Here is a 15,399-nt window from a genome sequence, read left to right as displayed (position 1 = left end):
AACCTTCAGTTATAGTTGTCTCCCAACCGTTTGGATAACTTTGCAGCAGAAATTTAACGCAATCAACAACAATTAAAAATCTAAACGGTTATGAATACCTTATTCAATGGAAAGCTCGCAGCCATGGTGCTTGCACTTTCAATGGTAAACATTTCAGCAGCGTATGCACAGGACGAAAATGCAAACGCTAAGGAAGAGGGCAACCGCAACGTGATGCTCAACGCAGCCAGCGCCAACGGCCCTCGAGAGATTCAGATTGGTCTGCCATCTGCCGATGTCAACGTGCTGGAAAACGGCCTGCCCGTTACCTATGCCACCAATCCCCACTCGGTCAACACCATCTGGCGCGGCGATGCCAGCCTGAGCCACCAGGGTCTGCTCAAGATTGCCGAGACTGCCATCACCACCGGCAACATCGGCTACGCCGTCAACTCCTTTACCCAGAAAGGTCAGAAGGGCTTCAACGGAACGCTCAACTACAAGAGCAACCACTTCGGATTGCAGGAGTTCTCGCTCAACATGAACGGTGACCTGGGTAAGGACTGGTTCTACAGCGTCAACATGTACCAGGACTTCGACCCCGGTACGTTCAAAATCAAGTCTACGCCCTACCAGGACCGTACGCAAATCTACAAGGCGCTCCTCACCAAGAAGTACAACAACGAACGTGGCGAGTTTACCGCCATGTATAAGTATGCCAACAGCCACAATGTCTACAACTACGCCACACAGAGCGCCCCGTTCATCTATGTGGGCGACGGAAGCGTGAAGGAGTACGGCAAGTTCAAACTGGGTACCACCTCGTATCTGCCCATCGACAACGAGATGACCTATCGTGACATGCGCACAGGCAAGCTGGCCCAGACCACGCTCTACGACGCCTGCCTGAACAAGGCCAGTGAGGTGACGCTGATGAACAGCTACCGCTTTGACAACGGACTGAACTGGAAGGCCACGCTGAAGTACGACCACTCGCGCGGAGCCATGGTCTACCAGACCCCGATGGCCATCGTCGACCTCAACAGTGCCGACAACCACGGGCTGTATAACTATATGTTCCGCGACATCGACGGCCAGACCAAGACATACGACGGCCAGTACGTGCAGACCCGCATGTCGTGTCTCAATGCCGGTACCATAGACGAGGCGCTCTTCACCACCGAGCTCAACAAGAAGTTCAAGACCTCTACCCTGCGCCTGGGCCTCAACGAGTGGTTCTACCACATCGACTACTGCTCCAATACGACCATGTATGACCAGAGTGTGCCTGCCGATGGTAGCTATGCCGTCCGTGTATGGGACGCCAACCTGCGTGATGGCTATTTCTACGACTTCAACAAGAACGCTTCAGAATATTATAAAGGCAGCGAGAACAAGCTGGCACTCTACTTCACCCACGACTGGGATGTCACCAAGAAGCTCAACCTCTACTACGGCGCCCGCGTGGAATGGCAGCGCCTCAAGGGAGAGAACGCCGCTGTGAAGAATGCCCAAGGCAACTTCGTAGGCCGTTTCGCTGACTATCACCTCGGTGCCATGGCTGCCGACGGAACCAAGATTGCGCCCGTCGACCTGGCCTACAACTGGCTGAACTACGACTTCTCGGTAGCCGCAACCTACAAGCTCACCGACAACTTTGGCTTTACCGGCGATTTCACTTACATCGTGCAGCACCCGAAGTTTGAAGCCTTCGCTCCTGCTACCCTTCCCAATACAGACAAGATATCCGTGCCACTCGGCCGTGCAGGTATATACTACAACAACTCATGGTTGAGCCTCACATCACTGTTCTCGTATATCTCCAAGACCAACAACAACTCTACGCTCAACCTCCAGCACGGCAGCGAGATCAAGGCTGCTCCTCTGGCTTACGACATCCAGACCTGGGGTTGGACTACCGACGCCGTGGCTCATCCTTTCAAGGGATTCGATTTCCACTTCCTGTTCACTTACCAGAAGCCTACATACAAGAAGTTTGAGACTTCTGTCACCTTCAACGATGGCTATGTGGGCAAGATCAATGCCACTGGCAACATCGTAGCCGAAATCCCAGAGATACTCATCGAGCTCGACCCCAGCTACATGATCACCAAGGACATCAAGTTGTGGACCAGCTTCCGCTACTTCAGCAAGACTTACGCCAACATCAACGAGGCTTACTACTTCAATGGCCACTGGGAGACATTCGGTGGCGTCAACTGGCAGGCAAGCAAGCGCCTGAGCCTGGGATGTACTGTTGTCAACTTCCTCAACCAGACCGGAGCCAAGGGCAGCATCGCCGGCGCCGAGCTGATAACCAAGGACGAGGCCAAGAACATCAAGAACCAGATCATGACTGGCAGCTATCTGCGCCCGTTCACCGTAGAGTTTACCGCATCTCTCAAATTCTGATCACTCTCACTCTTCACACACACGCTGACAACCCTATATAATAATAGGTATAGGGTTGTCGGCACACAAGAAACAGACAACAATACCGTTAATATAATAACTAAACAACAACACAATGAGAACAAGCAACATAATAAAGGCGGCATGCCTCATGCTGATGGCTACAGTTGCCACCACCGCCACCGCCCAGAAGATGGACATCGAACACAAGGGCGACACAACCATTATCCGTGTGGACAACCCCACCAAGTACATCCTGCTGCCCATCCAGGAAGAGAAGGATGAAGCACAGGTGCTGCTCGATACCGGATCCAAGGACGACACTTGGATGGACGTGCGCCTGGCTCAAAACGGCGCCGACTACTATGTGCCCTTCGCGCTGGGACATGGCAAGACTGCTACCGTCAAGATACTCGGCCTCGCCAAGGACGCCCTCGCCATCAACCTGATGAAGCTGAGCAACACCTTCGATACCACCAATACCGACTACTACCGTCCCGCTTACCACTTCACTCCCCTCTACGGTTGGATGAACGACCCCAACGGCATGGTCTATAAGGACGGCGAGTACCACCTCTACTTCCAGTACAATCCCTATGGCAGCAAGTGGGGCAATATGCACTGGGGACACGCCGTGAGCAAAGACCTGGTACACTGGGAGCATCTCGAACCAGCCATCGCCCGAGACCCCGTGGGCCACATCTTCTCCGGCAGTTCGGTAGTCGACAAGAAGAATACCGCCGGTTTTGGCAAGAACGCCATCATAGCCATCTACACCAACAACAGTGTAAACCACGACGAGGTACAGTGTCTCGCCTACAGCAACGACAATGGCCGCACCTTCACCAAGTATGAGGGCAACCCCGTGCTCACTCCCTTTGACGGTCTCAAGGACTTCCGCGACCCCAAGGTGTTCTGGTATGAGAAGGGCAAGTGCTGGTATATGATTGTTTCTGCCGATAAGGAGACCCGTTTCTATAAGTCCAAGAACCTGAAGAAATGGGACTACGTGAGCGCCTTTGGCAAGGGACTGGGCCAGCAGCCATGCCAGTATGAGTGCCCAGACTTCTTCCAGCTGCCCGTCAATGGCGACAAGAACAACAAGAAATGGGTGATGACTATGAACATCAACCCTGGATGCTGGTTTGGCGGCAGCGCCACCGAGTACTTCGTCGGCGACTTCGACGGCAAGCAGTTTACCTGCCCCGATGCCAAAGATGTGAAGTGGATGGACTGGGGTAAGGACCATTATGCCACTGTTACCTTCTCCAACACCGGCGACAGAGTGCTGGCGATAACCTGGATGAGCAACTGGCAGTACGCCAACCTCACCCCGTTCAAGCAGAACCGCGGCGCCAATGGTCTGCCACGCGAGCTGAAGCTCTTTGAGAACAACGGAAAGTACTATCTGTCTGAAGATGTTGCCCCCGAGGTCTACGCACTGCGCAAGGCAACCCGCACATTGGCCAACGAGACGGTCGACATGGCCAAGGCTTTCACCGGTATAGCTGCCAATATGGATGGCGCCTTCGAGATTGAGGCCGACATCACCCCCGACGCCAACGGCATAGCCGGCATCGAGATTTCCAACAACAAGCGCGAGCGCACCCTCATCTACTTCGACATGAAGCAGGGCAAGGTGGTGATGGACCGCACCGAAAGCGGACTCACCGACTTTGGCAAGCAGGCTGTGCCCCATGACATCGAGCTGGCCTGGGACAAGCAGCTCGCAGCCGAGGGCAAGCAGCCCGCCCGCATGGTCAATGCCATCAACTACAAGAACGACTTCGCCCTGGCCACATGGGCTCCGCTCTCACTCTGCCAGGCCGGCAAGAAGACCTACCACGTAGATATCTTCGTCGACAAGTCATCCATCGAGCTCTTCGTCGACGGCGGCCGCATCGCCATGACCAACCTCGTATTCCCCGTTGCCCCCTACGAGAACGTGAAGCTCTACGCCGAGGGAGGCAAGGCACAATTCAACAACATCAACGTACATAAACTCGCGCTATAATTATGAAGACTTCATCCAAGCTCACCATCATCCCATTGATGTTCTGCTTCTTCACCATGGGATTTGTAGACCTGGTCGGCATTGCCTCCAACTATGTCAAGGAAGACCTCAACCTCAACGACGCCACAGCCAACCTGTTTCCGTCACTGGTCTTCTTCTGGTTTCTGATATTCTCGGTGCCTACGGGCATGCTGATGAACCGCATCGGCCGCAAGAAGACAGTACTGCTGTCGCTGGTGGTGACCGTAGTCTCGCTGCTGCTGCCCATCGTGGGCGAGAGTTTCGGCATCATGCTGGCCTCGTTCTCCCTCCTGGGCATCGGCAACGCGCTGATGCAGACCTCGCTCAACCCGCTGGTATCGGCTGTGACCTCGGGCAAGAACCTGGCGTCGACCCTCACCTTCGGCCAGTTTGTCAAAGCCATCGCCTCGTTCATGGCACCATACATCGCCATGTGGGGCGCCATCGGGGCTGTTCCCTCCTTGGGCATGGGCTGGCGTGTGTTGTTCCCCATCTACATGGTGATAGGCATCTGCGCCTCCATCTTCCTCGCCGGCACTCCTATCGATGAAGAGAAGCCCCAGGGCAAGGCCTCTGGCATGGGCGAATGTATCAGTCTGCTGACCCGCCCCATCGTGCTGCTCTCCTTTGTGGGCATCATGTGCCATGTGGGCATCGACGTGGGCACCAACACCACAGCCCCCAAGCTGCTGATGGAGCGCCTGGGCTGGACTCTCAACGAGGCTGCAGAAGCCACATCCATCTACTTCATCTTCCGTACCATCGGATGCCTCACCGGCTCATTCTTCCTCCGCGTGATGAAGTCACGCACATTCTTCATCATCAGCATCGTGATGATGGCGCTGAGCATGGTAGGCATGTTTGTCAGCGAGAGCAGAGAGATGCTCTACATCGCCATCGCACTCGTAGGCTACGGCAACTCCAACGTCTTCTCCATCATCTTCTCTCAGGCTCTGCTCGCGCTGCCCGAGAAGAAGAACGAGGTAAGCGGCCTGATGATTATGGGCCTCTTTGGTGGCACTGTCTTCCCATTGCTCATGGGATTTGCCAGCGATGCCTTCGGCCAGATAGGCGCTGTGCTGGTAATGGCTGTAGGCGTGGCCTACCTCTTCACATATATTGGTAAAATCAAGATGTAACAACTCAACAAAGACAAGACTATGAATACCGATTTCAAGAACAAATACTGTGTGGGCCTGGGTGAGGTGCTGTTTGATGTGTTCCCCTCCGGCTCCCAACTGGGTGGCGCCCCTGCCAACTTCGCTTATCATGCCGGCCAGCACGGTCTGCGCTCGATAGCCGTGAGTGCCTTGGGCAACGACGCCTATGGCGACGAGGCTATCCGCCAGCTCGAAGAGAAACACCTGGACTATCTCCTGCCCCGCGTAAACTATCCTACAGGCACCGTACAGGTGGAACTGGACGACCAGGGTGTACCTACTTATGACATCAAGACGGGCGTGGCGTGGGACAACATACCCTTCACCGACGCCGTCAGCAACGTGGCTGCCAACACCTGTGCCGTATGCTGGGGCTCACTGGCCCAGCGCAGCGCTGCGAGCCGTGATACCATCTACCAGTTTCTCGACCACACGCCCAGCGACTGTCTCAAGATCTTTGACATCAATCTCCGCCAGAATTTCTATACCAAGGAGATTATCTGCGAGAGTCTGAAGCGTTGCAATATACTGAAGATAAACGATGAAGAGCTCATCACGCTGGGCCGCCTCTTCGGCTATCCCGGTCTGGACATTGAGAACAAGTGCTGGCTCATCCTCGGCAAGTACAATCTGGACATGCTCGTGCTCACCTGTGGTGTCAACGGCAGCTATGTCTTCGCTCCCGGCTGCAAGTCGTTCCACGAGACTCCTCATGTGGATGTTGCCGACACCGTGGGCGCCGGAGACTCGTTTACCGGCACCTTCTGCGCCTGCATCCTCAAGGGCATGACCATCGCCCAGGCACATAAGCACGCCGTAGAGGTGAGCGCCTATGTCTGCACCCAGCACGGTGCGATGCCCGCACTGCCCGAGAACCTGAAGCGATAAGCCCCCATCGTCGCATCCATATCCCAAGAGCCCCCGCTCTGCCACTCCACCCGATGGAGCGACAAGGCGGGGGCTCTGGCGTCTGTCGCCGTAGTGGTGGGAACCGACAGCAGGTCGACCAAGATACTCTCCACGCCGCCAGAGGAGCCCTCCACGATGCCCAAGGTACTCTCCACGCCGCCAGAGGAGCTCTCCACGATGCCCAAGGTACTCTCCACGCTGCCAGAGGAACCCTCCACGCCGCCCAAGGTACTCTTCACGCCACCAGAGGAGCCCTCCACGCTGCCCAAGGTACTCTCCACGCTGCCCAAGGTACTCTCTACGCTGCTGGAGATGGTTTCACCGACATCCGCGCGGCTGGCCAAAGGCGCAGAGGGTCACATAAGAATTATTGCAAAGCGGGAAACGATAAAATCGTGGCGTGAAATCGTGACGGCAAAGCACGAAACGATTGTATCATGGCACGAAACCAAGATAAACATGATGAAGAGCAAGATTGAGGATAGCTGAGCCTCAACGAGAAGCAGCGGCATACAAACAAAAGCAACCAGCGTAGCTGCCACGATAGGTGCGGCTGCTACGCTGGAACTGACCCAAGAGAGACTGATGGCGGTAACCACTGTGCTCACAGGGGCAAAAGGTGGAGAACCCACTCCTGTCTAACTGCCCTTAATCAGCTTACTCACCTTTTTTGGTAACAATATCATCATTGCTGATGCCACTTGCCACTCTTCGGCTTCTGAACTGCTTACCTATATTCCACGCCACGGATATGGTTATGTTATTGGCATACTGTCGCTGGGTAGACTGTTGGTGCATATCTCTAAAGTAGGTATTGCTGCGTGTATTCCAGCAATATACAAATGAGTTGACGAAGTCCAGCCCGAGTTCAAGTCTGTCATTAAACAAATTCTTGCTGATGGTAAGAAACAGGTTTGGATTGCGATGGAATGTACCGTTCAGGCTATAGCTTTTGGGCCGATAGTTGGCCGACAACATGTACATCCATCCCTTGGTGCTGAGATAACTCATATTAAGATTGCCATTCCATCCCCATCCTTTGACCGTTTGGATAAGTGTATTTTGACTGTAGGCATCATCAAGCTGATAGGAGCGATGAAAACCAGTAATGGACAGCGATACATTCATGCGGTTCTGGAAGAAACGCTGCGTGATGTTGGCAGAGAGGGCTGCATAGTCACTGCGCCCTATGTTGGCATAAGTCGTGACATCATAGTTGTCGGGGGTAATGTATATCTGGCTGATGATATCGGCTTCGCGCTCATAGTTGGCGCTCAGCGTGAGGTATGCCTTGCGTATCTGCTTACGCCAGGACAGTCCAAACGCATCATTATGCTGCGAGCGCAAACCAGGATTTCCCACATGGCGGGTGTAGTCGTTGATGAAGAGCGTATCGGCATTGAGATAGTCTACACTCGGGCGGGTGATACGACGCTGATAATTGGCAGAGAGCGAACCTCTCTTTTTGAGATTATAATTGAGACGCAGCGAAGGGAGGAAGACTATATTGTGGCGATGCCCCAGATTGTCGTGTTCGCCCTTGAGGATGACGTATGCCGAGAAATCGCGCGTGAAAGCATAATAATCCGTAAGATAGAGCTGCTGGATAGAATAACCCGTATGCACACCAGCTGCCGAGGAGGTGCTGTTCTCGCGATATACATTCTTGAAACCGGCATTGATGTCATGGTCGTGGCCCCAAATACGCCTCCGCGTCTCCCAAAGCAACTCTCCTGTATATTCGCGCATGGCCGAACGATAACGCTCGATGTCACTGCCCGGATAGTCTATAGCATATCGATAGTAATAATAGTTGCCTTTGAGCGTAAGCGTGTTGCGCTCGTTCCACTTGTAACCCATGTTGGCGTAGCCTCCGCTATGGTCTATCTTTTCGTTGCTGGTACGCAGATAACTGTGTCCGCTGAAATCTTTGCCTGAGTCTGTGGCATCCGATGGGTAGCCGCTATGATAGGCAGAGGCGGTCAAGGTCAGTTTGTCGGTGGCGAAGAAGTTGATTTTGATATGCTCAGCATTCTGTACAGTCTTGATAGTCCGAGAGAGCGACAACTGCTGAGGCTGCATAGGCTGACTGTTGAAGTAGCGGGTAACATTATTTTCGGACTGGAGTGTATGTCGCACCAGATTAAGAGAAGCAATAATGTCCCACCTCTTACTCTGGTATGCGAAATTGTCGTAAGTACCAATCTGCGAACGCAGGACACCCGTCCATGCAGAGAGATGAGTATAGACTTTGGGCTGCTGCACTCTCCGCTTTATGACATTGATTTCTCCGGCGGTACCATTGTCATCGTCTTTGGTCATCTCGCGTACCTCCACACGCAGGATATCCTTGGCATTGATGGCTTTGAGTTCTTCGCTTGATGCCTCTCTGCCATCTATCTTGATGCGACACTTGCGGCTTTGCCCTGTCAGCGTATAGCTACCGTTATCGGCAACAAGGCCGGGGAGGAAAGAGAGAGCCTTTTCGGCATTGGTGGTTTTGAGCAGACCATGAGTATCTATCTGGTAGACGCTCTTCTCGGCATTGTTTTTGGCGATGCGCCGATAGGCTACAACCTCTACCTGCTTAATCTTTTGGACTTTGCTGTGTATGGTGATGTGATGATTGGCAGAAGCCTCATCCACATATATGGTGGTATCCAGATTTTCGTAAAACTTACTTTTAATCTGCACCTTCACCCGTCGGCACTCTGGCGAAAGGATGGTAAAAGACACCTGGCCGTCCATATCGGTAGTATGGGTGAACAGGCTGTCGCAGGCTATAATTTTGACGGGAATATTGGAAACATGTTTTTCCTTGTCGTTACTGACGGTCAGGTTGACGATGGTCTGTCCATAGGCTGTATGACAAGACAGAACTGCGAATAATAACAGGAAAAACGCTCTCATTTTACATAATGAATAGGGGGGGGGGTGATTAACGGTCTTTTGAGTATTCATGCTATTTCGTGGGGTTAAGTTTTGGATGCTCTACCTTACATAGAACTTTGCCTATACATACACATTGACAAGGCACAAATGGTCGGGAAGAGGTTATTGAGGCTTCTGATTGCTGTACGACGCTTGCCTTTTCAGCCCGAACTGACCCAGAAGACCGACCCGTGGACCAAAAACATGGCGCACATGTCTGCTGGATTTTTAACGATTGTTTCCATATTTGTGTATTTAGATATTAATTCGGTCACAATTTACGAGTTTTTTTTGCACATACATTATTGTTCTCTCGTAATTAATGTTAAAAGGCGTCGTTATTACTCATTTGGCTGTGTCTGGGTACGGTTTCGTCATCCAAAAGGTAATACGCACTTACAATATTGATGCCGGCAACAACTTAATAGCATTACAGTCCCGGAGGAGATTATGCCAAGAACAATAATAGTAATAGGTATAAAAGCGAAGGAACTTTGGAGCATCATATTCAAAGTGGCAGGCATCATACGCGCAGACAGACAACTCGCCGCAGTGCTTGCCATTTGCGCTATGACAGGTCTGCATGGCGGATACAACAATAGTAGCTGGCGCGGCGATGGTGGCGGGTCAGCGGTAGTAATGCTCTACCAGCGCCTGGATGTCTTGGGGCACCATGCCCTCTATCGACTCGCCGGCGGCTATGCGGCGGCGTATCTCGGTGCTGCTCACGGGGTACAGGTCGGAATGGACGTAGGTGACCGAGGGCGGCATGGCGGCGGCATCGACCTCATAGCCCGGCCGCGGATAGACGGCTATGCGGTAGTGGGTGATGATATCTTGGCTGTGGGCCCAGCGGTCGAACGCCAGCCAGTTGTCGGCGCCGATGAGCAGGGTGAAGCGGGCACGGGGATGCAGCTCTGACAAGTGGCAGAGCGTGTTCCACATATACGACGGGCGCGGCAGGGTCATCTCTACATCGCTGGCGCTGAGGCCGGGTTGGCTGGCCAGGGCGCGTGCGGTGATGGCGTAGCGCACATCGTCGGCCAGGAGGTCGGTGGCCTGGGTCTTGAAGGGGTTGAGGGGCGACACGACAAACCATATCTCGTCGAGCCCGAGCGCCGTGAGCAGGTGGCGCGCCAGGGCGATGTGTCCGCAGTGGATGGGGTTGAACGAACCGCCGAAGATGCCTATCTGTCTGGTGGAGAGGGTCATGGGAATGAGGGTGAAGGGATGGGGGGCGGGGCTATCGGTTAACAAAACCGCTCACGAGCCGGTAGACCTCCTCCTTGGCACGCTCCAGGTCGTCGTTGACCACGACATGGTCGAAGCGCGGCGCAAAGGTAAGCTCGTAGGCAGCCTTGCCCACGCGCTGCTCGATGGCCTCGGGGGTGTCGGTGGCACGTGCCACGAGGCGGCGGCGCAGCTCGTCGATCGAGGGTGGCTGGACAAAGATGCTCAGGGCACGGTCGCCATAGAAGTCCTTGATGTTGCATCCGCCCTTGACATCGACGTCGAAGAGCACGTTTTCTCCGCGCTGTGTCTGGGTGTCTACCTGGCTCTTGAGGGTGCCGTAGAAGCGGCCCTCATAGACCTCCTCGTACTCGAGGAACTCGTCGGCAGCCACGCGCTGACGGAACTCGTCGGGCGAGATAAAGAAATACTCGACGCCGTTCTGCTCGGTGCCTCGCGGCGGGCGCGATGTGCAGCTGATGGAGAACGCGAGATGGAGCTCGGGGTGTGCGGCCATGAGCCACTGCACCAGGGTGCTCTTGCCCGAGCCCGATGGTGCGCAGAATATGATGAGTTTGCCTGTCTTTGTCATGATTAGAGTGCGTTGAGTACCTGTTCCTTAATCTGCTCGAGCTCATCTTTCATCTTGACCACGATGTTCTGCATCTCAGCCTGGTTGCTCTTGGAGCCGGTGGTATTGATTTCGCGTCCCATCTCCTGTGCGATAAATCCCAGCTTCTTTCCGTTGGCCTGGTTTTCGGCCATAGTCTCGCGGAAGTACTTGAGGTGGTTGGTGAGGCGCTGCTTCTCTTCGCTTATATCCAGTTTCTCGATATAGTAGATGAGCTCTTGCTCGAGCCGGTTCTTGTCGTAGCTGGCTTCGGGGAGCTGCTCGAGGCCCTTGACGATCTGCTCGCGTATCTTCTGGACACGTGCCTTCTCGAAGGGCTCGATGCTGGCGAGCAGCCGCTCGATGTTGTCTATCTTCTCATTGAACTTGCGCTCGAGGGCTGCACCCTCCTGATGGCGGAAGTCGATGAGCGCACCAACGGCGGCGTCTATAGCCTGGCATGCCACTGCCCACTCCTCGGGCTCGAGGACAACAGCCTCGACACGAGAGGTAACATCGGGCATGCGGAGCAACGTGTAAAACCAGTCCTGAGGCTCAGGAATACCCGTCTTGGCGGCAATGTCTCGTATCTGGTGGTAATAATTGTCTACGAGGGCGGCGTTGATGGTAGCAGCGTCGGCCACCTCGTCCTTCTCGATCCAGATAGAGAAGTCGACCTTGCCCCTGACCAGTTTGCGGGTAAGCATCTGTCGTATCTCCATCTCCTTCTCGCGATAGAGTGGCGCTATACGGGTAGAGAGGTCCATCGTCTTGCTGTTCAACGACTTCACCTCGACGTTGATTTTCTTTTCTCCATAAGTAAGGACTGCCTTTCCGTAGCCCGTCATTGACTGTATCATAGTAGTTACACGTTAAATTTCTGCAAAAGTAACAAAAATGTAGGAAAAAAACCGTAAATTTGCAGTTATTTAGTAAATTAAAATTCATGTCGTGTATATTAAACATTGAAACAAGCACCAATGTCTGCTCTGTATCGGTGAGCGAAAACGGTGCATGTATCTTTAATCAGGAAGACCATACCGGCCCCAACCACAACGAGCGGTTGGGTAAATTTGTCGATGAAGCGCTCTCCTTTGCCGAGAGCCATGCCATACCCCTCGACGCCGTGGCTGTGAGCTGCGGCCCCGGTTCGTATACCGGTCTGCGCATCGGCACGTCTATGGCCAAAGGTGTGTGCTACGGACGTGGTGTAAGCCTGGTGGCTATACCCACTCTCGAACTGATGTGTGTGCCCGTGCTGTTGCAGGAGATGGTAAAGGAGGAGAACGCGCTGCTCTGCCCCATGATAGACGCCCGCCGCATGGAGGTGTATGCACAGATTTTCGACCGCGCCCTGCATGAGGTGCGTCCCATCCAGGCCGACGTGGTAGACGCCGACACCTACAGCGAGTATCTCGACGAGCGCCCTGTCTACTTCTTTGGCAACGGCGCCGCCAAGTGTATGGACGTCATCGCCCACCCCAATGCCCGCTACATCGACGGCATCGAGCCCCTGGCCAAGAACATGTTCCCTCTGGCTGAGCGCCGCATCGCCCAGGGCAAGACCGAAGACGTGGCCTACTTCGTGCCATTCTATCTCAAGGACTTTGTGGCCAAGATGCCCAAGAAGCTGCTCTGAGACACGACATATACCCAACCCAAGACATTACAGTAAGGACTATGCAAATAGAAGGACTTGACTACAACACCCAGCGGGAGAAGCTGATACTGCCCGAATATGGCCGCGAGGTGCAGAAGATGGTGGAGCACGCCATTACACTGCCCAGCAAGGCAGAGCGCCAGCAGTGTGCCCAAACCATCATCGCCATCATGGACCGCATGTATCCCGCCAACCGCGAGAGCGCCGACTACAAGCAGAAGCTGTGGGACCATCTGGCCATCATGAGCCATTTCGAGCTCGACATAGACTGGCCCTACGACATCAAGCAGGCCCACGCCGTGGACGCCAAGCCGCAGCCCATGGACTATCCCATGCAGCGCATCCCGGTAAGACACTACGGCAACATGATATTCGAGCTCTTCGCCAAACTCAAGACTATGGAGCCCGGCAAGGAACGCGACAATCTCGTCAAGCTCACCGCCAACCAGATGAAGCGTTGCCTCTATCAGTGGAGCCATGGTTCGTCGGACGACGAGAAGGTGGCGTCGGACCTCGCCAAGTTTACCGACGGCAAGATACAACTCGACCTGAGCACCTTCAAGTTTGAGAAGATTGACGTCAGAGAGTTTACCGAGAAGAAACGCAATAACAAGAAGAAATAACCCCAACCCCCAACGTCTATGGAGTCATTTATCATCGAGGGCGGACATGGATTGCACGGAGAGATAACCCCGCAGGGCGCCAAGAACGAGGCTCTGGAGGTAATCTGCGCCTGTCTGCTCACCACCGAGCCGGTAAGGATAACCAATATCCCCGAGATACTGGATGTATGCAATCTCATCAAGCTGCTGCAGGACATGGGTGTCGATGTGGTGCGCAACGCCAAGAACGACTATACCTTCACGGCAGCCCACATAGACCTGAACTATCTGGCCAGCGACGAGTTCGTGCGCAAGAGTGCGTCGCTGCGAGGTTCGGTGATGACCATCGGCCCGCTCTTGGGCAAATACGGTCAAGCCACGGTGGCTCAGCCTGGCGGCGACAAGATAGGCCGCAGGCGTCTGGACACCCACTTCATCGGCTTCAAGCAACTGGGGGCCGACTTTGCCCATGACAGCCATCGCAACGTGTTCACCATCAAGGCCGACAGGCTGCACGGCAGATATATGCTGCTCGACGAGGCATCGGTAACGGGTACTGCCAACATCATCATGGCGGCAGTGCTGGCCGAGGGCACCACCACTATATATAACGCGGCATGCGAGCCCTACATCCAGCAGCTCTGCCGGATGCTCAACAGCATGGGCGCCCGCATCAGCGGCGTGGCGTCGAACCTACTCACCATCGAGGGAGTGGACGCGCTGCACGGCACAAGCCACACCATACTGCCCGACATGATAGAGGTAGGCTCGTTTATCGGCATGGCAGCCATGGTGGGCAAGGGTGTACGCATCAAGAACGTGTCGCTGCCCAACCTGGGCATGATACCCGACGCCTTCAGACGGTTGGGCATCAAGATAGAGGAAGACGGTGATGACCTGTTCATCCCCGAGCAGCCCCACTACGAGATAGACTCGTTTATCGACGGCTCTATCATGACCCTCGCCGATGCCCCTTGGCCCGGGCTCACCCCCGACCTCCTGTCGGTGCTCATCGTGGTGGCTACGATGGCCAAAGGCAATGTGCTGATACACCAGAAGATGTTTGAGAGCCGCCTCTTCTTCGTAGACAAGCTCATCGATATGGGCGCGCAGATTATCCTCTGTGACCCCCACCGCGCCGTGGTCAACGGCAACGACCACGCCCGCAGGCTCAGAGCCGGCCGCATGACCAGTCCCGACATCCGTGCCGGAATAGCACTGCTCATAGCCGCCATGAGTGCCAACGGCACCAGCCGCATAGACAACATCGCCCAGATAGACCGTGGATATGAAGACATAGAGAACCGTCTGAACCGTCTGGGCGCCCACATCCAACGCATCGAAAGCTGATGATAACCCCCGAAGACGTATTCCAGATAGGACGCCTGGGCAGACCCCACGGCGTGAAGGGCGAGATAACCTTCCAGATAAGCGACGACGTGTTTGACCGCGTCGACGCCGAATATCTGCTGCTCGAACTCGACGGTATCCTCGTCCCCTTCTTCATGGAGGAATACCGCTTCAAGAGCGACGAGACCGTGCTGATGAAGTTTTGCGACATCGATACCCAGGAGCAGGCCCGCAGCCTGACCGGCGCCAAGGTCTACTTCCCCCGTGAGCTCTCGGACAGCGACGAGGCCGGCTTCGGCTGGAGCGAGATAGTGGGCTTCAAGCTCATCGACAGCACCACCGGCAGAGAGGTGGGCACCATCGACCACGTAGACGACAGCACCATCAACACCCTGTTTGACATCACCACCCCGGCGGGCGACTCTCTGCTCGTTCCCGCCCACGAAGAACTGATAGAAAAGGTAGATGCCGAGGCTCGGGCCATCTGGACCCGGCTGCCCGAAGGCATCATGGATATATAA

The 15,399-nt window shown here is 54.6% G+C and carries 13 protein-coding genes; 9 read left to right on the top strand and 4 right to left on the bottom strand.

All coding sequences use genetic code 11. The features are described from left to right. The first annotated feature begins 90 nt into the window (after positions 1-90). From CIK95_RS04010 to CIK95_RS13095, 5 genes are all read left to right on the top strand, one after another. The gene (locus tag CIK95_RS04010; RefSeq protein WP_094466328.1) at positions 91-2,391 is read left to right on the top strand and encodes a TonB-dependent receptor; all 2,301 of its coding nucleotides are present in this window, start codon (positions 91-93) and stop codon (positions 2,389-2,391) included. A 115-nt stretch (positions 2,392-2,506) separates the two neighbouring features. Further along, complete coding sequence (locus tag CIK95_RS04005) at positions 2,507-4,405, top strand: GH32 C-terminal domain-containing protein (RefSeq protein ID WP_094466327.1); 1,899 nt, start codon at positions 2,507-2,509, stop codon at positions 4,403-4,405. A gap of 2 nt (positions 4,406-4,407) precedes the next feature. Next, complete coding sequence (locus CIK95_RS04000) at positions 4,408-5,565, top strand: MFS transporter (protein ID WP_094388322.1); 1,158 nt, start codon at positions 4,408-4,410, stop codon at positions 5,563-5,565. Positions 5,566-5,586: 21 nt separating this feature from the next. Next, positions 5,587-6,474, top strand: coding sequence for a carbohydrate kinase (locus tag CIK95_RS03995; RefSeq protein ID WP_094466326.1), 888 nt, complete (start codon positions 5,587-5,589; stop codon positions 6,472-6,474). Between the two features lie 198 nt (positions 6,475-6,672). Continuing rightward, positions 6,673-6,984, top strand: coding sequence for a hypothetical protein (locus CIK95_RS13095; protein WP_158215078.1), 312 nt, complete (start codon positions 6,673-6,675; stop codon positions 6,982-6,984). A gap of 168 nt (positions 6,985-7,152) precedes the next feature. On the opposite strand, the gene CIK95_RS03985 is transcribed toward CIK95_RS13095, so the two are convergent. The 4 genes from CIK95_RS03985 to CIK95_RS03970 form a co-directional block, all read right to left on the bottom strand. Beyond that, positions 7,153-9,405, bottom strand: coding sequence for an outer membrane beta-barrel family protein (locus CIK95_RS03985; protein ID WP_158215077.1), 2,253 nt, complete (start codon positions 9,403-9,405; stop codon positions 7,153-7,155). A gap of 648 nt (positions 9,406-10,053) precedes the next feature. Further along, positions 10,054-10,638 carry a nicotinate (nicotinamide) nucleotide adenylyltransferase gene (gene nadD / locus CIK95_RS03980; RefSeq protein ID WP_094466323.1) on the bottom strand — a complete coding sequence of 195 codons (585 nt, stop codon included), beginning with the start codon at positions 10,636-10,638 and terminating at the stop codon, positions 10,054-10,056. 31 nt (positions 10,639-10,669) lie between these two features. Continuing rightward, positions 10,670-11,248 carry a guanylate kinase gene (gmk, locus tag CIK95_RS03975; protein ID WP_094466322.1) on the bottom strand — a complete coding sequence of 193 codons (579 nt, stop codon included), beginning with the start codon at positions 11,246-11,248 and terminating at the stop codon, positions 10,670-10,672. Between the two features lie 2 nt (positions 11,249-11,250). Next, positions 11,251-12,126, bottom strand: coding sequence for a YicC/YloC family endoribonuclease (locus CIK95_RS03970; RefSeq protein ID WP_094388327.1), 876 nt, complete (start codon positions 12,124-12,126; stop codon positions 11,251-11,253). A gap of 86 nt (positions 12,127-12,212) precedes the next feature. Here CIK95_RS03970 and tsaB point away from each other — a divergent pair, with 86 nt between their 5' ends. The 4 genes from tsaB to rimM are packed head-to-tail and all read left to right on the top strand — an operon-like array spanning position 12,213 to position 15,399. Continuing rightward, complete coding sequence (tsaB, locus tag CIK95_RS03965) at positions 12,213-12,905, top strand: tRNA (adenosine(37)-N6)-threonylcarbamoyltransferase complex dimerization subunit type 1 TsaB (RefSeq protein WP_022310043.1); 693 nt, start codon at positions 12,213-12,215, stop codon at positions 12,903-12,905. A 41-nt stretch (positions 12,906-12,946) separates the two neighbouring features. Next, a complete protein-coding gene (locus tag CIK95_RS03960; protein ID WP_022310044.1) occupies positions 12,947-13,549 on the top strand; it encodes a DUF4290 domain-containing protein in 603 nt (200 codons plus the stop codon). Positions 13,550-13,567: 18 nt separating this feature from the next. Beyond that, on the top strand, positions 13,568-14,878 hold the full coding sequence (gene murA, locus CIK95_RS03955) for a UDP-N-acetylglucosamine 1-carboxyvinyltransferase (RefSeq protein WP_094388329.1): 1,311 nt from the start codon (positions 13,568-13,570) through the stop codon (positions 14,876-14,878). Continuing rightward, entirely contained in the window at positions 14,878-15,399 is a 522-nt protein-coding gene (gene rimM, locus CIK95_RS03950) for a ribosome maturation factor RimM (RefSeq protein ID WP_094385769.1), read from the top strand. The genes murA and rimM overlap by 1 nt, the downstream gene beginning before the upstream one ends.

Source organism: Prevotella sp. P5-108 (genome assembly GCF_002251385.1).
GTDB lineage: Bacteria > Bacteroidota > Bacteroidia > Bacteroidales > Bacteroidaceae > Prevotella.
Note: the sequence above shows the minus strand (reverse complement) of the source record. Positions and strands in the feature narration are given on the sequence as shown.